We start from the raw sequence: 22,666 nt of genomic DNA, 5'->3' as shown, positions 1-22,666 counted from the left end.
GTGACTTATTTTGAAATTAAATATCCCATAAAAAAGATTGCTATACCTGCAACGATTCCGACAACCATTAACATAATATAGAATCCGACATTTCCGTTTTGTAGCGTACGTACATTTTTAGATGCGCGTTCCGAAACAGTACCAACTCCTAAAACAAAAGCTGCAATACCTGCTTTTTCTACATATTTTTTCAAGACATCTGCTAACTCATACAATGGTTTTACAATTGCATTGTCATAAAGTTCGTCGATGTACCATTTGTTTTGGAAGAATTTTGCAACACCTGTTGCTTCTTCGTCAACATGATTTGTATATTTTTTGATTGCAAATAAAATTGCTCCAACAACACAAATTAATAAAGCACCCATCATTAACCATTCTGTAGAATGTGCAACATGATGTACTTCGCCAATATTTACAACTCCACTTAAGAAAGTTTGTAATTGATGACCATCTTTCATAAACAATGCTGGAATTCCGATATAACCCGCTACAACAGATAAAACTGCTAAGATGATTAATGGAATTGTCATTGCTGCTGGACTTTCGTGTGGATGAGCGTCTTTGTCTCTTAAATCTCCCAAGAAAGTCATCGCATATAAACGGAACATATAGAAAGCCGTTAATACAGAAACAATGAAACCTAAAACGTAAATAATTGGGTTAGAAATAAACATTCCTAATAACATTTCGTCTTTAGAAAAGAAACCAGATAAACCAGGAATACCTGCAATTGCCAAACATCCAATTAAAAATGTGATGTGTGTAATTTTCATGTATTTCTTAAGTCCTCCCATTTTACGCATATCTTGTTCGTGGTGCATTCCGTGAATAACAGAACCCGCTCCTAAGAATAATAATGCTTTGAAAAATGCATGCGTCATTACATGGAAAACGGCAGCGATATAAGCGCCAGAACCAATTGCAGCAAACATTAAACCTAATTGTGATACAGTAGAATAAGCCAATACTTTTTTGATATCGTTTTGACGCATTGCAATAGTTGCAGTAATAAACGCTGTTGCGATACCTACGTATTGTATAATTTCTAATGTAAATGGTGCAGCTGTAAACAAAACGTTGCAACGTGCTATCATAAAGATACCAGCCGTAACCATTGTTGCAGCATGTATTAATGCAGAAACCGGTGTTGGACCAGCCATTGCGTCTGGTAACCATGTAAATAATGGTAATTGTGCCGATTTACCTGTTGCTGCTAAAAATAACAACAATGTAATTCCTGTTAATACAAAACCTGTAAATGCAGAAGGATCGATTGCTAATTGGTTAAATACTTTTACATATTCTAATGTTCCAAATTCTTTAAAAATCCAAAACATTGCCAATAAGAAACCTACGTCTCCAATACGGTTCATGATAAAAGCTTTTTTTGCTGCTTTTACATATTCTGGATTTGTAAACCAAAATCCAATTAATAAGAAAGAACATAATCCTACACCTTCCCAACCAATAAACATCATTACAAAGTTATTTCCCATTACAAGAATCAACATAAAAAAGATGAATAAATTTAGGTAAGCAAAGAATTTTGCAAATCCTTTGTCCTCGCTCATATAAGCAGAACTATATACATGTATCAAAAATCCTACTCCAGTAATAATTAACAAGAATAAACTTGTTAATGCATCAATTTGAAAGGCAAAAGGCACTTGCAAAGTTGGAATATTGATTAAATCAAATGCTTTAAAAATTAATGGTTGTGCGCCTGCGCCCGAAGGAACTGCGATAAAAACCATGATTGATAAAATGAAACTTGCCAAAACTGCTCCGCTACCGATAAACGTAACTAAGCTGTTAGAAAGTACATTTCGTCCTAAACCGTTTATTAAAAATCCGATGAATGGAATCAAAGGAATTAACCATATATACTGCTCCATTCTTATCCTTTTAATCGATTTAACACATTAATATCTACCGAATAAACTTTTCGGAACAATAGTATTATTACTGATAAGCCAACCGCAACTTCAGCCGCAGCAACTACCATAATAAAAAAGACTAACAACTGTGCGTCTGTTCCTTTTTCTAATGCTGGATTTGTGTGATAGTGCATCTTAGAGAATGCAACTAGCAACAAGTTAACAGCGTTTAACATCAATTCTATACACATAAAAATGACGATTGCATTACGACGAATCATAACACCAGTCATTCCTATTCCGAATAGGATTAATGATAAAGTAATATAATAACTGATTGGTAACATCTTTTACTTTTTATATTTAATCCAATAATTCTTCGTCCTTTTTTGATAACATGACCGCGCCAATCATTGCAGAAATAAACAAGATACTGCTTAACTCAAATGGTAAAACATATTCTGAATATAACAATGATCCTAGGTTGTGTATCAATCCTAAATCTCCTGTTCCCATTTCTACTGGTGTTACTGCGGCAGTTTTATTTCCGAAGAAAATACCAACTGTTAATGCAATAAATAACAACGAGATTAAACTTGCTGCTAGTAGTTTTGCGGGACGACCAAACGAATGTTTTTCGTTGTTCAAATTCATTAACATCACCACAAAAAGGAATAATACCATAATGGCACCTGCATAAACAATTACATTTACGATTGCCAAAAATTGTGCATTTAATAAAACGTAATGTCCACTTATACAGAAAAATGTGACGATTAAATATAAGATAGAGTAAACAGGGTTTTTACTAAACACCATCAGTAACGCGCTTAACACCGTTAAGCTCGATAAAACGTAGAATAAAATTTGTGTAATTTCCATTAGTTCGCAGCTTTTTTGTTCGGTATTAATAAATCTTCTTTTGTGTAGATAAAGTTTTTACGATCAAAACTTGCTGGCGGAACTGTTTGCGATAAATAAACAGCATCTTTTGGACAAGCTTCTTCACAAAAACCACAGAAAATACAACGCAACATGTTAATTTCATATTTTGCGGCATATTTTTCTTCTCTATACAAATGTTCTTCACCAGGAAGTCTTTCTGCGGCTTCCATTGTAATGGCTTCTGCCGGACATGCTAATGCACAAAGTCCACAAGCTGTACAGTTTTCGCGATCTTCTTCGTCTTTATTTAAAACATGTAATCCTCTAAATACAGGACTAAATGGTCGTGTTTTTTCTGGATAACTAATTGTCGCTTTTTTCGAAAAAAAGTGCTTCAATGTAATCATCAATCCTTTTGCGATAGAAATCAAATAGATGCTTTCCCAAAATGTTAAGGGTTTGCGTTCTACTTGTTTTGATCTATTTGTAATTGGTTCCATACTTTTAATGATTTTGATGATTCTATTTGTTTAATAATAAAATCACTAAGCCTGTAATTAACATATTGATTAATGCTAAAGGCAATAATTTTTTCCATCCTAAATTCATCAATTGGTCGTATCTGAAACGAGGAATCGTCCAACGTACCCACATGTAGAAGAAAATAAAGAAACATGATTTTCCGAATAATGAAAGGAAATTAAGTACAGAAACCCAATTCATTCCAATAGATTCTGCCAATTTTGCTTCGTCTACAAATGGTATATCATAACCACCAAAATATAAAGTTGAAATAACCACAGAACTAATAAACATGTTGATGTATTCTGCAAATAAGAAGAATCCCATCTTCATCGAAGAATATTCTGAGTGATAACCTCCAACTAATTCATTTTCTGCTTCTGGTAAATCAAAAGGTGTACGGTTTGTTTCGGCAAACGAACAAACTAGGAAAATGATAAATCCGACTGGTTGTAAAATAATAAACCAAGCATGATCTTGTTGATAATGCACAATATCACTTAATCTTAATGAACCTGTCATCATCAATACAGTGATTAATACAATTCCCATTGGTAACTCGTACGAGATAATTTGAGATGCGGCACGCAAACCTCCCATTAAAGAGTATTTGTTGTTCGACGCCCAAGCTCCAATCATAATTCCGTAAACACCTAAACTTAATACACCTAAAATGTATAAAAATCCGATGTTAACATCTGCAATTTGTGGAACTACAACGCGATCTCCAATCTCGAAAGCTGTTGACCAAGGAATTACTGCACCTGTCATACATGCTACAATCATAGCCAATGATGGTCCTAAGATGAATAAAAATTTATTCGAATCTTTTGGTGTAATTTCCTCTTTAGAGAATAGTTTTAAACCATCGGCAAGTGGTTGCAATAACCCAAAAATACCTGCACGGTTTGGTCCGATACGATCTTGTAAAAATGCTGCAACTTTACGTTCAGCCCAAGTAGAATACATTGCAACAACTAATGCAAAGCCAATCATTACGCCTACTAAAGCTAACTTTTCTAATGCATCAGCAATAAATTCTTCTGTCATTTTGTTAATTTTATTTTACGAATGATTAATCTTTATAGTCGTTACTGGTTGCTGGTCCGTCAATTTTAGACAAATCACGGTCTGGCTCGTTTACCTGACTTACGGTGTGTATGTCTAAAAGAATTTTTGGCTCTCTTTTGATTACTTTTGGTAAAGTTTCTTTTGGCTCTACTTTGTCCTCAAAATAATGTCCTTGACGAATTACAGAATCTTTAGAAATTTCTGATGGTTTTTCTAATGTCCAATCGTTAATCTCTTTTTTATCAAAACGACATGTATTACAAATCCAATCTTCTACTTCGTTGTATTCATCTTTACGTGCTGTTACACGAAAAACCTCATCTCCACGAAACCACACTTGTGCTTTACCCGAACATGTTGGGCAATCGCGGTGCGCATCTACTGGTTTTAAGAACCAAACACGGTTTTTGAAACGGAATGTTTTATCTGTTAAAGCACCTACTGGGCAAACATCAATAATATTTCCGATAAACTCGTTGTCTAAATTCTTGTGAATATGTGTTGAAATTTCTGCGTGATCACCACGATTCATTACACCATGCTCACGACAACCCGTAATTTGATCAGCCGTTTTTACACAACGATAACATAAAATGCATCGGTTCATGTTCAACTGAATATTTGGTCCTAAATCTTCTTTTGGAAAAGTTCTACGATCAAATTCATAACGTGTAGCTTCAGCGCCATGTTCGTAACTCAAATCTTGTAATTTACATTCACCTGCTTGGTCACAAACCGGACAGTCTAAAGGATGGTTGATTAATAATAATTCAACAATACCTTTACGTGCTTCTACTGTACGTTCTGATGTTTTATTGCCAACAACCATTCCGTCCATAACCGTTGTTCGGCAAGATGGAACTAATTTTGGCATTGGACGAGGATCTGCTTCACTACCTTTTGATACTTCTACCAAACAAGTTCTACAGTTACCTCCTGTATTTTCTAATTTACCGTAGTAACACATTGCTGGAGGTGCTACTTCTTTACCAATCATACGCGCAGCCTGAAGGATTGTTGTTCCCGCAGGTACTTCAATCGTTTCGTTATCGATGGTAACTTTAAATAATGGTGTTTCTTCTGCCATCTTCGTATTAATTTGCGGTTTCTTTAATGACTAATGGATCAGCATAATGTGCTAAACCAAAATTACGCGTCAAACATTCTTCTGGATTGTTAATATGCCATTCAAATTCATCACGGAAATGACGAATTGCTGCTGCAACTGGCCAAGCCGCTGCATCTCCTAATGGACAAATTGTATTTCCTTCTATCTTACGTTGTACATCCCATAACAATTCAATGTCAGACATTTTTCCTTGTCCTTCATCTATTCGTTTCAAGATTTTTTCCATCCAACCTGTTCCTTCGCGACATGGTGAACATTGTCCACATGATTCGTGGCGATAAAAACGAGCTAATGTATAGGTATGATAAACAACATCTTGATCTTCATCTAACACAATAAATCCTCCAGAACCCATCATTGTTCCTGTTTGGAATCCTCCTTCTGATAAACTTTCATAGTTCATGTAACGAGGTTTTCCTTCTGCAGTTGTTAACAATAAATTTGCTGGAACAATTGGAACAGAGCTTCCTCCTGGAATACATGCTTTTAAACGTTTTCCGTTCGGAATTCCACCACAATATTCATCCGAATAAATAAATTCTTCGACTGTAATTGTCATATCAATTTCGTAAACTCCTGGTTTATTGATATTACCACAAGCCGAAATTAATTTAGTTCCTGTAGAACGTCCTACTCCAATTTTGGCATATTCTGCTCCTGTAATCTCGATAATTGGAACAATTGCTGCAATTGTTTCTACATTATTTACAACCGTTGGTCTTCCCCATAAACCTTTAACAGCTGGAAAAGGTGGTTTTAAACGTGGATTTCCGCGTTTACCTTCTAACGATTCTAATAATGCAGTTTCTTCTCCACAGATATATGCTCCACCACCGCGTTGAACAACGATTTCTAAATCATAACCTGTTCCTTGAATATTTTTACCTAACCAACCCGCAGCTTTTGCTTCTTCTATTGCTTCTTCTAAAATTTCTGCAACCCAAGCATATTCTCCACGGATATAGATAAATGATGTGTTAGATCCTAAACAAAAAGATGAAATTAAGATTCCTTCAATCAATAAATGAGGAATATATTCCATCAAATAACGGTCTTTGAACGTTCCTGGTTCAGACTCATCTGCATTTACAACTAAATGTCTTGCCACACCTTCTGGCTTTGCCAAAAAGCTCCATTTCATTCCTGTTGGGAAACCTGCACCACCACGACCACGTAATCCCGAAGCTTTTACTTCTTCTAAGATTGCGTCTGTTGTCATTGCAAATGCTTTTTCTGCGTTTGCGTAACCACCGTTTTCGCGGTAAGCTTGGTAATGACGGATTCCTGGAACATCAATATTTTTTAATAATAATTTTTGTCCCATTATGCTAATTTTTTCAATTCTTCTAACAACTCGTCAACTTTCTCGATTGTTAAATGCTCGCGATAAGTTTTTCCTAACTGTAACATTGGTGCATAACCACATGCGCCTAAACATTCAACCGGTTTAAGTGTAAATAAACCGTCTGTTGAAGTTCCTCCAGCTTCTATATTTAATTTTGTTTTGATGTGGTTGATAATTTTATCAGAACCATTTAACATACAAGGTCCTGTTTGACAAACTTCTAAAACAAATTTCCCAACAGGATTTAAATTAAACATCGAATAAAATGAAGCTACTTCGTAAACTTCTACTGGTAAAATTTGCAATACTTCTGCAACATAATCTAAATGAGGTGTGTCTAACCAACCACCAAACTCAGCTTGTGCCACGTGAAGTAAAGGAATCAAGGCACTTTGTTTTTTATCTTCTGGATAACGTGCAATGATTGTATCTACTTTTTTTTGTGTTTCTTCTGAAAATTGAACTGCCATTTTTAATAATTTTTATTAAGCATCTAATTCTCCAGCAATCAAATTAAGACTACTCATTGTAATAATGGCGTCAGAGATCATTGATCCTTCGATTAATTCTGGATAAGCTTGATAATAAATGAAACAAGGTCTACGGAAATGTAAACGATAAGGCGAACGCCCACCATCAGAAATAAAATAATAACCTAATTCGCCATTTGCAGCTTCTATAGAATTATAAATTTCTCCTTTTGGTATATCTACCTCTCCCATAATAATTTTGAAGTGATAGATTAACGCTTCCATTTTTGTATAAACGTCTTTCTTTAGTGGCAAATAGAAATCTGGTGCATCGGCATGATATTGTGTTGCTTCTTCACCTTCTAATGCATTAATTTTTTCGATTGCTTGTTTGATAATGTTCATACTTTGCCACATTTCTTGGTTACGAACCAAGAATCTGTCATAACAATCTCCTGTTGTACCAACTGGAATTTCGAAATCAAATTCTTCGTAACGAGAATATGGTTTTGCTACACGCACATCATAATCTACTCCTGCTGCACGTAAATTAGGTCCTGTAAAACCATAATTTAAGGCGCGTTCTGCAGAAATTCCTCCAACTCCTTGTGTACGATCCATAAAAATACGGTTTCGTAAAAATAGGTTATTGAATTCTGTTAAAACATCTGGGAATTCGGTTACAAAACGATTAATTTTTTCCCAAGCTACGTCAGAAAAATCACGTTCAAAACCACCAATACGACCGATATTTGTTGTAAGACGAGAACCACAAATTTCTTCGTAAATCTCATATACCAACTCACGGTATTTCATCATATATAGGAATCCTGTAAATGCTCCTGTATCAACTCCCATAATCGAATTACACACGATATGATCTGCTACACGAGCCAATTCCATAATAATAACACGCAAATAAGAAACACGTTTTGGAACTTCAATTCCAACAAATTTCTCAACCGTCATGTGCCAACCTAAGTTGTTTAACGGTGCCGAACAATAGTTTAATCGATCGGTAAGTGGTGTTATTTGGTACAATGGTTTGCGTTCGGCAATTTTTTCGAAAGCACGGTGAATGTAACCAACTGTAGGAACAGCAGATTTGATGATTTCACCATCAATCTCTAAAATATTTTGAAAAACTCCATGCGTCGCAGGGTGTGTTGGTCCTAAGTTTAAGGTAATTGTACTTTTTTCTAAAGAACCATCTGGAAGATCAAGATGTTTTTTCTTTTTTGTTTTTTCTTTTCCCATGGTTAATTTGCTTTTACATTAAACCCTCCGAAATTGAAATCTCCTCCACGACCAAACATATCGTCGTCTTTGTCTTTACGCGTTTGATCCTCTAAAGGATATTCTTTGCGTAAAGGGTGATAATCCATTTCTTCTACATTCATCACGCGAATTAAATTTGGGTGACCAATAAAATTAACTCCAAAAAAATCATACGCTTCACGCTCTAACCAATTAGATGTTGCAAATAATTTTGTTGCAGTAAATATTGATGGATTTTCAATTGGTAAACCAAAGTTTAAGCGCACTTCCACATTTGTGTACATGTTATAAACTAAGTAAGTTACGACCAATTCTTCGCCAACACGCGTTGGATAATGTACTGCAGTCAAATCTTTCATAAACTTGAAAGATAATTGTGCATCATCATATAAATATTGAAGAATTTTTAAATTGAAATCTTTATTGGCGTTAATTGTAAGAACACCATAATGTTCTTCGTATCCGTATATATTTTCTTGAAACTTCTGAACCAAACGGTCTTTTATAAATGAGTTGTCCATTATTTCAATTATTTAATTCCATAACTTGTTAAAAGTTGTTGATATTCATCGCTACCTCTACGACGAACGCTTTCGGTTTCTACCAACTCCTGAATACGCATTACGCCATCGATAATAGCTTCTGGACGTGGTGGGCAACCTGGTACATAAACGTCTACTGGAATAACTTCGTCAATTCCTTGTAAAACTGAATATGTATCAAAAATACCGCCCGAACTTGCACAAGCACCAACTGCAATTACCCAACGAGGTTCTGCCATTTGGATGTAAACTTGTTTTAGAACTGGTGCCATTTTTTTAGAAATTGTTCCCATTACCATCAATAAATCACATTGACGAGGTGTAAAGGCTAAACGCTCAGAACCAAAACGAGCTAAATCGTAAGTTGATCCCATTGTTGCCATAAACTCAATACCACAACAACTTGTAGCAAAAGGTAAAGGCCAAATCGAGTTTTTACGTGCTAATCCAACTACTTTTGATAGTTGCATTGCCATAAAACCTTCTCCTTCAAAACCACCAGGAGATTCTACAATCTTTACGTTGGTGTTATGCGTTACTGGTCTTTTATTATGAATCATTTTCCCTAAATTTTTTAATAATAAATTGGTCCTAAATTATTTCTCCCAATTAAGAGCTCCTTTTTTGCGCACATAGATGTACATCACAAAAAATAACCCGACAAATGTTGCTACTGCAGCAAAACCTTCCCAACCTAATTCTTTAAAATTTGCTGCATAAGGATAAAAGAATATCACCTCCACATCAAACAACACAAAAAGAATAGCAACTAAAAAATACTTAATTGCAAATGGTTGTCTTGCATTCCCAACTTTCTCTATTCCTGACTCAAAATTCTCCAATTTTTCGTCTGTTTTTCTCGATGGACCTAACAAATGTGTTGCAACAATTGTTCCTGCCACAAATGCGAAAGCCACGACAAAAAGTATCAAAATCGGAATATAACTTGACGCTGTTTCCATAATCACTTTATAATATTTTCAACATTAATTTTATCGATAAAATTAATAATAAATCTTTACATTAATTATTAAAATTAACAATCAGGTAGTTGCAATGCTTTATATGATAAATTTAATAGTTTTTATTAATTTAAGATATGTGTTCTATTGCAAACAAAAAGGAGAAATAACAATTTAGTCATTTCTCCTCTTATATATTATTAGATTGTTAATTTTAACTTAAAAAATCTAGTGAATTAACAAATTTTGTAGATTATCTAAGGCTTCTTTCACTGTTTTTATATGTTCAAAGCGAAGGAATAACGAAGGAAACTCTTCTCCTTTTTTAGGTGATTTTTCCTTAAAACTGATGTTTTTAGCGTTATTTTGGACGTAATTTAAAATTAATCTAAATTCCTCCGATTGATAAAACTCGGATTGTGGTTTGTTAACAAAATAAGCCAAAAGGATTCCTTTTTTCATTACAATGCGTTCTAAACCTAATTTTTTACTGATCCATTTTAATTGAATCGACATTAATAAATTCTCGGCTTCTTCGGGCATTTTACCAAAACGATCAATCAAATTGTTTTTAAACGTTTGTAAATCTGTTTCAGTTTCAATGTCAGCTAATTCTTTATAAAGCAATAAACGTTCTTCAGAACTCTCAATGTACTCATCTGGAATCTGAATCTGTAAATCCGAATCAATTTGAACATCAGAAACATAACTTTTTGTTTTATCGGTTTGTTGATCTTCAAACAAATCTTTAAAGTCAGTTTCTTTTAACTCTTCAATCGCTTCATTCAAGATTTTTTGATACGTTTCGAAACCAATATCCATCATAAATCCAGTTTGTTCTGCACCCAATAAATTTCCTGCGCCACGAATTTCTAAATCTTTCATAGCAATGTTAAATCCAGAACCTAAATCCGAAAATTGTTCGATTGCTTGCAAGCGTTTACGCGCTTCATCCGTTAAAACAGAAAGCGGCGGCGCCACCAAATAACAAAATGCTTTGCGGTTACTACGACCAACACGCCCACGCATTTGATGCAAATCTGCAAGACCAAAATTCTGCGCATCGTTAATTAAAATCGTATTCGCATTTGGCACATCTAAACCAGATTCGATAATTGTAGTAGAAACAAAAACATCGTAACGACCATCAATAAAATCGAGTAAAACAGCTTCTAAAGCTTTTCCTTCCATTTGTCCGTGACCTGTTGCTACGCGTGCATCTGGAACCAAACGTTGCACCATACCTGCAATATCTTTTAGCGATTGTACACGATTATGAACGATATAAACTTGACCACCACGCTGCATTTCGTACATTATAGCGTCTCGAAAAACTTCTTCGTTAAAACCAACCAAATTTGTATCAACCGGTTGACGATTTGGTGGCGGTGTTTTAATAACTGATAAATCTCGCGCAGCCATTAATGAAAATTGTAACGTACGCGGAATTGGTGTCGCCGTTAATGTTAATGTATCGATATTCTCGCGAAGAGTTTTTAATTTATCTTTTACTCCAACACCAAATTTATGCTCTTCATCAACAATTAATAAACCCAAATCTTTGTACTCAATTTTAGGATTTACCAATTGATGTGTTCCAATTAAAATATCAACTTGACCAGATTTTAATCCCGCTAAAATTTCGGATTTTCGTTTACCCGTCACAAAACGATTGATGTAAGCAACCTTAACAGGCAAATCTCTCAAACGTTCAGAAAAAGTCTTAAAATGTTGAAAAGCCAAAATAGTTGTCGGAACCAAAACAGCAACTTGTTTGCCATCTACAGCGGCTTTCATCGCAGCGCGAATCGCAACTTCTGTTTTTCCAAAACCTACATCACCACAAACCAAACGATCCATTGGACGATCAGATTCCATATCAGCTTTTACGTCTTGCGTCGCTTTAAATTGATCTGGCGTATCTTCATAAATAAAAGAAGCCTCTAATTCATTCTGTAAATAAGTGTCTGGCGAATACGCGAAACCTTTTCTGGTACGACGTTTTGCATATAATTTTATCAAATCGAAAGCAATTTCTTTGACTTTCGCTTTGGTTTTATTTTTTAAATTTTTCCAAGCTGGCGAACCAATTTTACTCACTTTTGGCTCAACTCCATCTTTTCCTCTAAACTTTGCAATTTTATGAAGCGAATGAATGTTAACATAAAGAATATCATTATTTTGATAAATCAATTTGATAGATTCTTGCATTACGCCATTGTTATTTAAACGTACTAAACCCGCAAATTTTCCGATACCATAATCGATATGCGTTACATAATCACCTACTTGCAACGAATTGATTTCCTTTAACGTTATCGCTTCTTTTTTGGTAAAAGAATTGCGAACATTAAACTTATGATAACGTCCAAAAATCTGATGATCCGTGTAACACGCTAATTTAATTTCGTCATCAATAAAACCTTGATAAATAGAACCAAGTACAGGAATATAGGAAACTTCTTTCCCAATATCTTCAAAAATCTCTTCGAAACGACGAATTTGATTTTCGTTAGAACAGATTAATGCATTTTTGAAACCATCATTTTTAAGCTCATTCAAATCATCAATTAATAATTCGAATTGTTTGTTAAATGTTGGCTGCGGTTTAAAAGGAGATTCGATAACTTCTACCGTTTCAAAATACGGGATCGGTGCTAATTCTATCAAACCAAATTCGGAAACCTGATGAAGAAAAGCATTTTGATTCAGAAATAGTTTCTCTGGTTCAGCTTGTTTTATTTCTCCAGTTAATTGTGAAAAAGCTTCTTCGGCTTGCTCAAAATTACGGTTGATTTGCTTTGCTAAAACCGAAATATTTTTTGCAATAATTAAACTATCTTTTGGAATATATTGTAAAAAACTTTCGCGTTTTTCGTCAATTGATTTATTTTCTAAATTCGGAATAATTGTAATTTCCTTTGTCGTCGCAATCGAAAGTTGATTCTCAATATCAAACGTACGAATGGTTTCGACCTCATCGCCAAAAAGAGAAATACGATATGGATGCTCATTCGAAAACGAAAAAACATCTATAATTCCTCCACGAATCGAGAATTCTCCTGGTTCGGAAACAAAATCAACACGATGAAAATGATAGGACGTTAAAACTTCCGTTAAGAAATCAATTCCTAAATCATTTCCAACTTTTACTTTTAATGTATTTGATGAAAGTGCTTTTTTTGTCACAACTTTTTCCAGCAAAGCTTCTGCGTAAGTGACAACTATTTTTGGTCGTTTAGAATGCGAAAGTGCGTTTAAAACCTCTGTTCTGACCACAACATTTGCATTATTTACATCCTCTACAACATAAGGTCTTTTGTAAGATGATGGAAAAAAGAGTACTTGTTCTCTATCAAACAATGTTTCTAAATCGTTCAAAAAATAAGCAGCTTCTTCTTTATCATCAAAAATAAGGACGGTTGGACGCGCAACACGATCGTAGAGATGACCCGCTAAAATGCTTAATCCAGAACCTAAAAATCCTTTTATGTTAACCTTTGTTTGTGGATTATTTTTAAAATTGACAATAAGCTTCTGTACGAAATCTGATGAATCGTATAAGCTAAAAACGTTTTTAATAGTTTTCTGTTCCAAAGTTTAACAAAGATAATCAATTGATAAAAACAAAAAAGAGGATAGACAAATCTATCCTCAATTGTAAACTTTAAACAGTGTTAAAAACTTACTTTTTAATCACTTTATAGGTTCTAGTATTTGCATTAGAATTTACCTCGATAATGTAAACACCTGCTTTATAAGCCGACATATCTACGGTTGAAGTTTTCGTATTCATTGTTTTTGTAAAGATTTGTTGACCAGTCAAATTATACACCGAAATACTTGTAATTTGTTCTTTTGCATCAATATTTAGAATATTATTTACAGGATTTGGGTATAATGTTGCGTCTACAGTTGTTTTTACTTCGTCTGTTGCTAAATTTGGCATTTGAATACGGAAAGTTTTTATTTTTCCTGTTAAAACTGGAGGAAAAGTCCATCCTATAATGTATTTACCGTTTGATGAAATCTGCGTTGGCACATAAATTACATCTCCTTGCATATCAAATTTTAAAACGTTTTTTACGTATTCATTTAAATCTTTCATTCCATCTTTTTTAGTCCAAATCCAAGGGCGATAAATTGGCGATGAATATGGATCTGCTTTTGTTATAGAATATCCTAAAACAGTGCTACCATCATAAGTAAACGATGTAACCCAAGCTGTAGTTCCGGCATCTGTTGTTAATGCTCCTAAATCTATAACGCCAGATTCTTCGCTCCAAATCCATGCATTTGGAAAAGCAAAATCACTTTTTCCACCAATCCATTTTCCATCACCAGAAACAGCTCTTGCTTCTGCTAATACATTGTATTGATCTGTTTCACTACCTTTTGGATCTATTAGGATAAATTTATTTTCTTGATATTTACCATCTGCACCTTTTCTCCAAACTGCTGATTTCCATGGCCCGCCATAATCTCTGTATCCTACAATCACAGAGCCATCTTCGCTTGTTGCATTTGCACGTGCATTTCTATTTACATCTGCAGTAGGTAAATCTTGCATTCCGGTTTGTTCATTCCAAGAAAATCCTACAGCACGTTTAGCAGTATTGTATGCTAATCCAACAACTGTTTTTCCATCACCAGAAATATAATATCCAGAACTTAAACTTGGTCCAGAACCTAGGTTTAAACCACCTAAAGTTTGCCATTGTTTGGTTTGCGTATTATAACGCGACATTTCTGCTAATGGATTGTTTTGATCATTATTCATACTTGAGCCTGAAATATATTTTCCGTCATAAGATAAAGGTGCAACTCCACCAAAACCGTTACCTGGCGCTACACCACCAATATTTTCTACATTTCCCGTTTCTGGATTCCAAATAAAATATGGTCCAGATTGTTCATTGTAACCAGTAACTTGTCCGTTATTAGAAACAGAATGTGGATTTGGAAAAACGTCTGTGTTTAAGTATTGTGCAGAAGCTTGGTTTGCGCCCGCTGCAAAAATTGTTGATAACAATAGTACTTTTAATTTCATAATTTTTTGTGTTAATTGATTGTTTAGCAAATATCTTTTTTTACTAAACTGAGCAACAAAAAACTAGACTACAATTACAGTACATTCTCTAAATTGATTATTACATTTTCAATACAAAACAACTTAAATTATTGATAATTATTCGATTACAAATTCATCAAGAAATTGATTAAATTTATATCTTCTCCTTGAATGTTTAACTTTTTACGAAGACGAGAACGCGAAACCGTAATACTATTTATGGATTGATAAGTGATTGCCGAAATGTCTTTGGTAGACATATTTAAACGAAGAAAAGCACACAGTTTCTTCTCATTTGGTGTAAGATTTGGGAATAATTGGTTTAGTTTAGAATAAAATTCGGGATGTACTTTTGTAAAATACGTTTCAAATTCATTCCAAATATCATCATCCTTTTTCTGGCGCATTTCTACAATCATATCCTGAATTGCTTTTTGATTTGCTGTAGTTGTTGCATTCTTTTTGAGTTCAATTAATTTTTCTGAAACTGAATTTATTAACTCATTTTTCTTTAATAAATACATCATTTTTGTGGTCATTTCACGACTCTGAAATGCCAATTCTTCTTGTAATTTATCTTTTTCTAAAGAAATATTTTTATTGGATAATGTTAACTTTTCTTTCGAAAGTTCTATGTTTTTAATCTTCGTTTTTTGCAAATAAATCCACAAAACAGCAATCGCTAAAAGCGAAAATAAACCTGCACTAATGGTATAATAAAGTAATTTATCTTTTTGTTTTTCGGCTTCTTTACGTTTCAAATCAAGCTCAAAAATTTGCTTTTGTTGATCTAGTTTATAATTCATTTCCAAATCAGCAATTCGTTTCACAGTTTGAGCATTAAACAAACTATCTTTTAACGTTGTTAATTCTTCGAAAGTAAAATAAGCTTTTTCGTAATTTTTGGTTTCTTTAAACAAATATGTTAACGACTCTAACGAATATATTATTGATTCTGAATTCCCTATTTTTTGACCAATTTGCAAAGCTTCATCAAAATATTTCTGCGCTTTTGCATACTCTTTTCGTAAACCATAAGCTTTTCCTAAATTGTTGTAACATTGCGAAATTCCTCGTTGATCGTTTGTTTTTAAGCGAATTTTTAGAGCTTCTTCAAAATAATAAATTGCCGAAACAGATTCCTTTTTTTCTAAATAACAAATTCCAAGATTATTAAAAAGATTCGCTTCTAAAGCAACATCGTTTATGGTTTCGTTTATTTTACTTGCTTTCTCGAAATAACTTAATGCTTTGTCAAAATTTTTCTTTTTCAAGTAAATTCCACCACTATTATTTAGAATTTTAAGCTCTAAAATCAACTTCTTTTTGGTGTCTTTTAATTTTGCATGATCTAATTCTACAAGTGCTTTATCATAAAATTTTAAAGCTTCTCCAAAATTATGTTGCAATTGATAAACGTTTCCTAAGTGGATAAATAACTCTACTTTATATTCTAAGTATTTTTGATTTGTAGGCGATGACAAAAGCTTTGTTTCGATAATTTTTGCAGCTTTCAGATAATATTCGAGCGAAGTCACATAATTTCCACGAGCTAAATAGATATTACCTAAAAGTCGGTAAACATCTACTTTATCTGTGTCATCGGATAAATTATCAATTAGTTGATTTGCCTTTTTGCTGTAAAACAATGCAGAATCTAAATTTACATTTATAAGTTCGTCCGATTTTTTTAGATACTTCTCTATCTTATCTTTTGCAGAAGGTTTTGAGGTAATTTTATCTTGTGCATTTAGGTTGGTAAAAAGAAAAATGATTAAAAAAAATAACTTACAATTCATCTGTGTTTCCGCTTAATTTTCCGAGAATATTTTTTTGCTAATAGTTCAAATATACTACGAAAAAAAGCATCTTCGCTTTACAACGAAGATGCTTTTTTATATTAATTTACTATATTTTTATTGTTTACTTAACAACAGTATCTTTTTTAACTACTGTAGAATCTTCAACTGGTGCGGCTATAGGTTTTACATCGCTAGAATATCCAACAACAATTCCGTCTAACTTATCAACTTTTTTTACTTTAAACGTTTCGGTACCTGATGCGCCTTTAAAAGAAACTTTATAAACAGCTTCATAAACAGTTTTATCACCATCCTCTAAAGGTGTTACCTTTTCGATATTATAAACATCTACTGGTCCAAATGCTTTAATCGGAGCCATTAAATCTTCTACATTTACACCTTCTACTTTTGAAGAAAGCGAATCTGGTTTTTCTGCTCTATATTTATACACGTCCAAAACAGCTTCTTCCACTTTATATTGTGGTAAATCCGTATTTTTATTACATGCTGTTAAGGCTAACATACCTCCTACCATAAGTACAATACTTGCTTTCATAATTCTATATTTTGTGTTAATTCATTATAACTAATATAGTAATTATTTGAATTATAAATAAGTATTTTTTTAAAATTCAATTAGATAGATAATAAAAAAGTGAATTTTTCACAAAATTCACTTTTTATCTTTTCTCTAAAAATCTTTTAAACATCAAGTTTCACATAAAAACCTTCGTGCCCTCTGACGTTAAAAACGCTGTTATCCTCAAAGATTAAATATTGTGCTTTTATACCTTTCAAAACGCCTTCTATTTCGGGTGTTTTTTTAAGGTTTAATGATTTTACTTTTTCTGGATAAGAAATAACCGGATAATCTAATTGATAAACAGTTGGCTCTTCAACCAAAAATTGCTGAAAATCTGTTCCAATTACATTTTTTATTTCTTGGTATTTTTCAAATAAATTAACTTTAGGCACTTCGTTTTTCAACATACGTTGCCAATTGGTTTTATCTGCAATTACATCTTTCAATGCAACCTCTATCATTCCTGCTTCGTAACGATTAGCTGTTCGTGCAATAACAATAGCTTCGGATGCGCCTTGATCTATCCAACGTGTCGGAATTTGTGTTTCGCGTGTTACACCAACTTTTACACCCGACGAATTTGCTAAATAAACAATATGCGGTTGCAACTCAAACTTCTGTTCCCATTCCAAATCACGTTGCGCAATTCCTAAATGAGCCGTAGAAAGTTCTGGACTAATAATACTTGGATTAGCTTCTGGCAATGTAAAAAAACAGTTTTTACAATATCCCATACTATAAACTTCTTTATCCAAATGACAACCCAAACACTCGTAGTGATCAAACGAAATTTTAATCTTTTTACCCAATAATTGGTTCATGACAATAAAATCATTCTTGAAATTCCAATAATACTTTATCGGATTTCCATTTTCTGTCATCATTTTACGAATTTGTCCTTCAAACTGCATCTTACTATCTAAAGTTTAATTATTTTTGTGTAAATCTACAAAACTTTTAGCGGATGGGAATAGTCAATAAGATTATGGAAATTATGATGCGTAGCAAAATGAATGTTATCGAAGAAAGCATCAAAAATCCGATTGGTACACAAGAACGTGTATTGTTTGACAACATAAAAAAAGCTAAATCTACTATTTATGGAAAAGAGTTTGGTTTTGATGAAATAAAGAAAATTCATCAATTTCAACAACAAGTTCCAGCTGTTCATTACGAAGATTTTGAGCCTTATATTGAGCTTGCTCGTAAAGGCGAAAAAGATGTAGCTTGGCATGGTAAAATCAAATGGTTTGCAAAATCATCTGGAACAACGAATGCCAAAAGTAAATTTATTCCGATTAGTGACGAATCTCTCGAAGATTGCCATTATGCGGCAGGAAAAACAATGTTCGCGTTGTATTTAAACGCTTATCCCGAGACGGATATTTTTATGCACAAAAACCTACGAATTGGTGGTAGTAGCGAGTTATATCAAAAATATGACACACGTTTTGGCGATTTATCAGCAATTTTGATTGATAATCTTCCTTTTTATGCAGAAATGAAAAATATTCCGAATCGTGAAATTTCGTTGATGCCAGATTGGGCAACTAAAATGCAAGCAATTATTAATGCAACAAAAAACGAAGATGTTGGCTCTTTAACAGGCGTACCTTCGTGGATGATGGTTGTTTTACAAAGACTTTTAGCCGAAACGGGTAAAAATTATTTGGATGAATTATGGCCTAATTTAGAAGTATTTTTTCATGGTGGAATTAGTTTTAAACCTTACCAAGAAAACTACAACTCTATAACGCAAAAAAAATTAAATTACTTCGAACTTTATAATGCTTCCGAAGGTTTTTTTGGAATTCAAGATCAATTAAATAACAAAGATTTATTGTTGCTTTTGGATAACGGAATCTTTTACGAATTTATTCCGATGGAAGAATTTGGCTCATCAGATCAACGTTATTTAACAATTGCCGATGTAGAAGTTGATAAAAATTACGCCATGGTTATTACGACAAATGGTGGTTTGTGGCGCTATATAATTGGCGACACCGTTCGTTTTACGTCAACCAATCCGCATAGAATTGTGGTTTCTGGTCGAACAAAACATTATATCAATGCGTTTGGTGAAGAATTAATGATAGAAAATGCCGAAGAAGCTTTGAAACGCGCTTGTGACAAAACAAATGCAATTGTTTCTGAATATAGTGCTGGCCCTATTTTTATGAAAGATAAAGAAAAAGGCGCACATGAATGGGTGATAGAATTTGATAAAGAACCTACCGATTTTGATACTTTTATTGATGCATTAGATAAAAATTTACAAGAAGTAAATTCGGATTACGAAGCAAAACGTTACAACAATATGACGCTTAATCGCCCTATTGTACATAAGGCAAGAAAAAAATTGTTTATCGAATGGATGGCTTCTCGAGGAAAACTCGGCGGACAAAATAAAGTTCCTCGTTTGGCAAATACAAGAGAATATATAGAACCACTTATTGCATTAAATAATCAAGGTTAACAAAAAAGAGAATCAAAATTGATTCTCTTTTTTTATTGGTAAATAACGATTTAGGAAATTAAAAAAAACTAAATTTACTAAAGAGAAAAAATACCTATTAATGCTAAATAAAAATTTATTAGAACTTAAATTTCATCAAATTGTTGAAAATAAGTTTCAAATCTACAACAGTCTTTTCATGAGTTTGCCTTATGAAAAGATGTTGAACATCGGTTCGCTAATTCCTTTTTTGTACGATGAAAGTCAAAAAGGATTACCCGAAGGTAAATCGCCAACAGAGATTATTACTAACTTTTTTGAGAAATACACCGATTTAAAAACAGAAAAGGAACAAATTGATTTGATGTTTCGAATGATACAATACATCGAGCGCCAAGTAGTTTTGTTTGATAGTATAGAAGATGCTGCATTTCCTTCGTTGCATTCTGAAAACGAAAAAGGAAGTTTAGAAAGCATTTACCATATTGCGCAATCGCAAGGAAAACTGAAACAAGTTAGAGAGCGTATCGAAGATTTTACGACAAGAGTTGTCTTTACAGCGCATCCAACACAGTTTTATCCGACAAATGTTCAGCAAATTATTCAAGATTTGCGCGATGCAATTCAGCAAGATTCGGTGAGTAAAATTGATATGTTGTTGCAACAATTAGGAAAAACTCCTTTTATAAACGAGGAAAAACCAACACCTTACGACGAAGCTGTTTCGATTATTTATTACCTACAAAACGTTTATTATCAAACTATTGGCAGACTATACAATGAAGTAAATCAATTGTTTTTTACAGAAAAACATCCGCTTAAATCGCCGATTATACAATTAGGTTTTTGGCCTGGTGGAGATCGTGACGGAAATCCATTTGTTACAGCAGAAATCACTTGGAAAGTTGCAAGTTTACTGCGAACAAGTATTTTAAAAGTCTATTATAAACATTTAAAAATAGTTCAGCGTCGTTTAACATTCAAGCATGTTTCTCAACCGTTGAAAGAATTAAATGATTTGATTTATAAAAATATGTTCGATGAAAATGGAACGATTTATTTGGATGACATCAAATCAAGATTACAACGAATTCGCACAATTTTGATTGAAGAACATAATAGCACTTTTCTGAATATTTTAGATGATTTTATTATGCGCGTCGAGATTTTCGGGTTGCATTTTGCATCGTTAGATATTCGTCAAGATTCGCGTATTCATCAAAAAGTAATCAATCAAATTGTCGAAAAATATACTGGAATTAATTTGGACAATGCTACAGAAGATGAAAAGATAGAAATCTTAACAAATCCTTCATTTGTTGCAAATCCAGCCGATTTTGAAGAAGAAATTGTAGTTGATACCATCAAAAATGTCTATCAATTAAAAGATATTCAAAAACGAAACGGTGAAACAGGCGTTAATCGTTACATAATCTCCAATTCTGAAACAATTTTTGATGTCTTAAATGTTTATGCTTTATTCAAATTTTGTGGTTATAAAGATGAAGATATTAAGTTTGATATTATGCCACTTTTCGAGACTATTCATGGTTTAGATGGTGCAGAAACAACAATGAATAAACTGTATAATTTACCCGTTTATCAAGCTCATTTAGAAAGACGTAATAAAAAACAATCTATTATGTTAGGGTTTTCTGATGGAACAAAAGATGGTGGATATATAAAAGCGAATTGGGAAATTTATCGTACAAAAGAAATCTTATCAAGCATTTCTGAGAAAAATCAAATCGAAGTTATTTTCTTTGATGGTCGTGGTGGACCACCTGCTCGAGGCGGTGGAAAAACGCACGAGTTTTATGCTTCGCAAGGAAAAACAATTGCAAATCACGAAATTCAAATTACGATACAAGGACAAACAATTACATCAAATTATGGAACTTTGCCTCAAGCAAAATACAATTTTGAACAATTGTATACGGCGGGTATTATTTCGGATGTTTTTTCATCAAATACAAGTCAAATTTCTCCTGATGAACGTGTTTTGATTGATAAATTGGCTACAATTAGTTATCAGAAATACGAAGATTTAAAAGCTCATCCTGCGTTTTTACCATATTTAGAAAACATGAGTACGCTAAATTATTACGGAAAAACAAATATCGGAAGTCGACCAAGTAAACGTGGTGGAGATAAAAAATTAGCGTTTGAAGATTTACGCGCCATTCCTTTTGTAGGTTCTTGGAGCCAATTAAAACAAAACATTCCGGGTTATTTTGGTGTTGGAACGGCTATTAATGAACTTAAAAAACAAGGACATTTAGACGAAGTTAAAGATTTATTTAAAAACTCAGGCTTCTTTAAAACCTTAATTCAAAACAGTATGATGTCGATGGAAAAAACATATTTTCCGCTAACATCTTACATGAAAGATGATGCAGAATATGGCGAATTTTGGACGATTTTATTTGATGAATATAATCTTTCTAAAGAATTATGTTTAGAGATTTCTGGCTATTCTAGCTTGATGCAAGACGAACCGTTAAACAAATCGTCGGTACAATTGCGCGAAAAAATTGTATTGCCTTTGTTAACAATTCAGCAATTTGCATTAAACAAAATTCATCACGATAGTCCATTAAAAGAAACCTACGAACAAATGGTGATGCGTTCGTTATTTGGAAACATCAATGCAAGTAGAAATTCGGCTTAA

The 22,666-nt window shown here is 33.3% G+C and carries 19 protein-coding genes; 2 read left to right on the top strand and 17 right to left on the bottom strand.

The genetic code is table 11. The annotated features are described in order from the left end of the window. Nucleotides 1-5 precede the first annotated feature (5 nt). The 17 genes from nuoL to BM072_RS09700 form a co-directional block, all read right to left on the bottom strand. A complete protein-coding gene (gene nuoL, locus BM072_RS09780) occupies nucleotides 6-1,898 on the bottom strand; it encodes an NADH-quinone oxidoreductase subunit L (protein ID WP_092908488.1) in 1,893 nt (630 codons plus the stop codon). Between the two features lie 2 nt (nucleotides 1,899-1,900). After that, nucleotides 1,901-2,227: an NADH-quinone oxidoreductase subunit NuoK gene (gene nuoK / locus BM072_RS09775; RefSeq protein WP_092908487.1), complete on the bottom strand. Its 327-nt coding sequence runs from the start codon at nucleotides 2,225-2,227 to the stop codon at nucleotides 1,901-1,903. Between the two features lie 16 nt (nucleotides 2,228-2,243). Next, a complete protein-coding gene (locus BM072_RS09770) occupies nucleotides 2,244-2,762 on the bottom strand; it encodes an NADH-quinone oxidoreductase subunit J family protein (protein WP_092908486.1) in 519 nt (172 codons plus the stop codon). Next, complete coding sequence (gene nuoI, locus BM072_RS09765) at nucleotides 2,762-3,265, bottom strand: NADH-quinone oxidoreductase subunit NuoI (RefSeq protein ID WP_092908485.1); 504 nt, start codon at nucleotides 3,263-3,265, stop codon at nucleotides 2,762-2,764. The genes BM072_RS09770 and nuoI overlap by 1 nt, the downstream gene beginning before the upstream one ends. 22 nt (nucleotides 3,266-3,287) lie before the next feature. After that, on the bottom strand, nucleotides 3,288-4,337 hold the full coding sequence (gene nuoH / locus BM072_RS09760; RefSeq protein ID WP_092908484.1) for an NADH-quinone oxidoreductase subunit NuoH: 1,050 nt from the start codon (nucleotides 4,335-4,337) through the stop codon (nucleotides 3,288-3,290). 25 nt (nucleotides 4,338-4,362) lie between these two features. After that, nucleotides 4,363-5,445: an NADH-quinone oxidoreductase subunit G gene (locus BM072_RS09755; RefSeq protein ID WP_092908483.1), complete on the bottom strand. Its 1,083-nt coding sequence runs from the start codon at nucleotides 5,443-5,445 to the stop codon at nucleotides 4,363-4,365. Between the two features lie 7 nt (nucleotides 5,446-5,452). Then, nucleotides 5,453-6,811 (bottom strand): NADH-quinone oxidoreductase subunit NuoF, encoded by a 1,359-nt coding sequence (nuoF, locus tag BM072_RS09750; protein ID WP_092908482.1) that lies wholly within the window; start codon nucleotides 6,809-6,811, stop codon nucleotides 5,453-5,455. Continuing rightward, on the bottom strand, nucleotides 6,811-7,302 hold the full coding sequence (locus BM072_RS09745; protein WP_092908481.1) for an NADH-quinone oxidoreductase subunit NuoE family protein: 492 nt from the start codon (nucleotides 7,300-7,302) through the stop codon (nucleotides 6,811-6,813). Before BM072_RS09745 ends, nuoF begins: the two co-directional genes overlap by 1 nt. A gap of 15 nt (nucleotides 7,303-7,317) precedes the next feature. Then, nucleotides 7,318-8,559 carry an NADH-quinone oxidoreductase subunit D gene (locus tag BM072_RS09740; RefSeq protein ID WP_092908480.1) on the bottom strand — a complete coding sequence of 414 codons (1,242 nt, stop codon included), beginning with the start codon at nucleotides 8,557-8,559 and terminating at the stop codon, nucleotides 7,318-7,320. Nucleotides 8,560-8,561: 2 nt separating this feature from the next. After that, complete coding sequence (locus BM072_RS09735; RefSeq protein ID WP_092908479.1) at nucleotides 8,562-9,101, bottom strand: NADH-quinone oxidoreductase subunit C; 540 nt, start codon at nucleotides 9,099-9,101, stop codon at nucleotides 8,562-8,564. 8 nt (nucleotides 9,102-9,109) lie between these two features. After that, a complete protein-coding gene (locus tag BM072_RS09730) occupies nucleotides 9,110-9,682 on the bottom strand; it encodes an NADH-quinone oxidoreductase subunit B (protein WP_092908478.1) in 573 nt (190 codons plus the stop codon). A gap of 36 nt (nucleotides 9,683-9,718) precedes the next feature. Beyond that, nucleotides 9,719-10,084, bottom strand: a complete 366-nt coding sequence (locus tag BM072_RS09725) for an NADH-quinone oxidoreductase subunit A (protein ID WP_092908477.1) — start codon at nucleotides 10,082-10,084, stop codon at nucleotides 9,719-9,721. A 228-nt stretch (nucleotides 10,085-10,312) separates the two neighbouring features. Further along, nucleotides 10,313-13,681 carry a transcription-repair coupling factor gene (gene mfd / locus BM072_RS09720; protein WP_092908476.1) on the bottom strand — a complete coding sequence of 1,123 codons (3,369 nt, stop codon included), beginning with the start codon at nucleotides 13,679-13,681 and terminating at the stop codon, nucleotides 10,313-10,315. An 88-nt stretch (nucleotides 13,682-13,769) separates the two neighbouring features. Beyond that, entirely contained in the window at nucleotides 13,770-15,134 is a 1,365-nt protein-coding gene (locus tag BM072_RS09715) for a T9SS type A sorting domain-containing protein (protein ID WP_092908475.1), read from the bottom strand. 146 nt (nucleotides 15,135-15,280) lie between these two features. Then, complete coding sequence (locus BM072_RS09710; protein WP_092908474.1) at nucleotides 15,281-16,954, bottom strand: tetratricopeptide repeat protein; 1,674 nt, start codon at nucleotides 16,952-16,954, stop codon at nucleotides 15,281-15,283. A 124-nt stretch (nucleotides 16,955-17,078) separates the two neighbouring features. Further along, nucleotides 17,079-17,513 carry a hypothetical protein gene (locus BM072_RS09705; protein ID WP_092908473.1) on the bottom strand — a complete coding sequence of 145 codons (435 nt, stop codon included), beginning with the start codon at nucleotides 17,511-17,513 and terminating at the stop codon, nucleotides 17,079-17,081. A 146-nt stretch (nucleotides 17,514-17,659) separates the two neighbouring features. Next, nucleotides 17,660-18,451, bottom strand: coding sequence for a DUF2797 domain-containing protein (locus BM072_RS09700; RefSeq protein ID WP_092908472.1), 792 nt, complete (start codon nucleotides 18,449-18,451; stop codon nucleotides 17,660-17,662). Nucleotides 18,452-18,504: 53 nt separating this feature from the next. On the opposite strand from BM072_RS09700, the gene BM072_RS09695 reads away from it, so the two are divergent. Both BM072_RS09695 and BM072_RS09690 read left to right on the top strand, forming a co-directional pair. Further along, nucleotides 18,505-20,016: a GH3 auxin-responsive promoter family protein gene (locus tag BM072_RS09695; protein ID WP_177190300.1), complete on the top strand. Its 1,512-nt coding sequence runs from the start codon at nucleotides 18,505-18,507 to the stop codon at nucleotides 20,014-20,016. A 100-nt stretch (nucleotides 20,017-20,116) separates the two neighbouring features. After that, nucleotides 20,117-22,666 (top strand): phosphoenolpyruvate carboxylase, encoded by a 2,550-nt coding sequence (locus BM072_RS09690; protein WP_092908471.1) that lies wholly within the window; start codon nucleotides 20,117-20,119, stop codon nucleotides 22,664-22,666.

It is taken from the genome of Algoriella xinjiangensis, from assembly GCF_900115015.1.
Taxonomy (GTDB): Bacteria; Bacteroidota; Bacteroidia; order Flavobacteriales; family Weeksellaceae; genus Empedobacter; species Empedobacter xinjiangensis.
This window is presented reverse-complemented; position numbering and strand designations above follow the sequence as displayed.

What these genes read in the sequence shown, in the direction of transcription:
- nuoL (WP_092908488.1), bottom strand. Translation starts at nt 1,898, where the DNA reads ATGGAGCAGTATATATGGTTAATTCCTTTGATTCCATTCATCGGATTT.
- nuoK (WP_092908487.1), bottom strand. Translation starts at nt 2,227, where the DNA reads ATGTTACCAATCAGTTATTATATTACTTTATCATTAATCCTATTCGGA.
- BM072_RS09770 (WP_092908486.1), bottom strand. Translation starts at nt 2,762, where the DNA reads ATGGAAATTACACAAATTTTATTCTACGTTTTATCGAGCTTAACGGTG.
- nuoI (WP_092908485.1), bottom strand. Translation starts at nt 3,265, where the DNA reads ATGGAACCAATTACAAATAGATCAAAACAAGTAGAACGCAAACCCTTA.
- nuoH (WP_092908484.1), bottom strand. Translation starts at nt 4,337, where the DNA reads ATGACAGAAGAATTTATTGCTGATGCATTAGAAAAGTTAGCTTTAGTA.
- BM072_RS09755 (WP_092908483.1), bottom strand. Translation starts at nt 5,445, where the DNA reads ATGGCAGAAGAAACACCATTATTTAAAGTTACCATCGATAACGAAACG.
- nuoF (WP_092908482.1), bottom strand. Translation starts at nt 6,811, where the DNA reads ATGGGACAAAAATTATTATTAAAAAATATTGATGTTCCAGGAATCCGT.
- BM072_RS09745 (WP_092908481.1), bottom strand. Translation starts at nt 7,302, where the DNA reads ATGGCAGTTCAATTTTCAGAAGAAACACAAAAAAAAGTAGATACAATC.
- BM072_RS09740 (WP_092908480.1), bottom strand. Translation starts at nt 8,559, where the DNA reads ATGGGAAAAGAAAAAACAAAAAAGAAAAAACATCTTGATCTTCCAGAT.
- BM072_RS09735 (WP_092908479.1), bottom strand. Translation starts at nt 9,101, where the DNA reads ATGGACAACTCATTTATAAAAGACCGTTTGGTTCAGAAGTTTCAAGAA.
- BM072_RS09730 (WP_092908478.1), bottom strand. Translation starts at nt 9,682, where the DNA reads ATGATTCATAATAAAAGACCAGTAACGCATAACACCAACGTAAAGATT.
- BM072_RS09725 (WP_092908477.1), bottom strand. Translation starts at nt 10,084, where the DNA reads ATGGAAACAGCGTCAAGTTATATTCCGATTTTGATACTTTTTGTCGTG.
- BM072_RS09715 (WP_092908475.1), bottom strand. Translation starts at nt 15,134, where the DNA reads ATGAAATTAAAAGTACTATTGTTATCAACAATTTTTGCAGCGGGCGCA.
- BM072_RS09710 (WP_092908474.1), bottom strand. Translation starts at nt 16,954, where the DNA reads ATGAATTGTAAGTTATTTTTTTTAATCATTTTTCTTTTTACCAACCTA.
- BM072_RS09705 (WP_092908473.1), bottom strand. Translation starts at nt 17,513, where the DNA reads ATGAAAGCAAGTATTGTACTTATGGTAGGAGGTATGTTAGCCTTAACA.
- BM072_RS09700 (WP_092908472.1), bottom strand. Translation starts at nt 18,451, where the DNA reads ATGCAGTTTGAAGGACAAATTCGTAAAATGATGACAGAAAATGGAAAT.
- BM072_RS09695 (WP_177190300.1), top strand. Translation starts at nt 18,505, where the DNA reads ATGGGAATAGTCAATAAGATTATGGAAATTATGATGCGTAGCAAAATG.
- BM072_RS09690 (WP_092908471.1), top strand. Translation starts at nt 20,117, where the DNA reads ATGCTAAATAAAAATTTATTAGAACTTAAATTTCATCAAATTGTTGAA.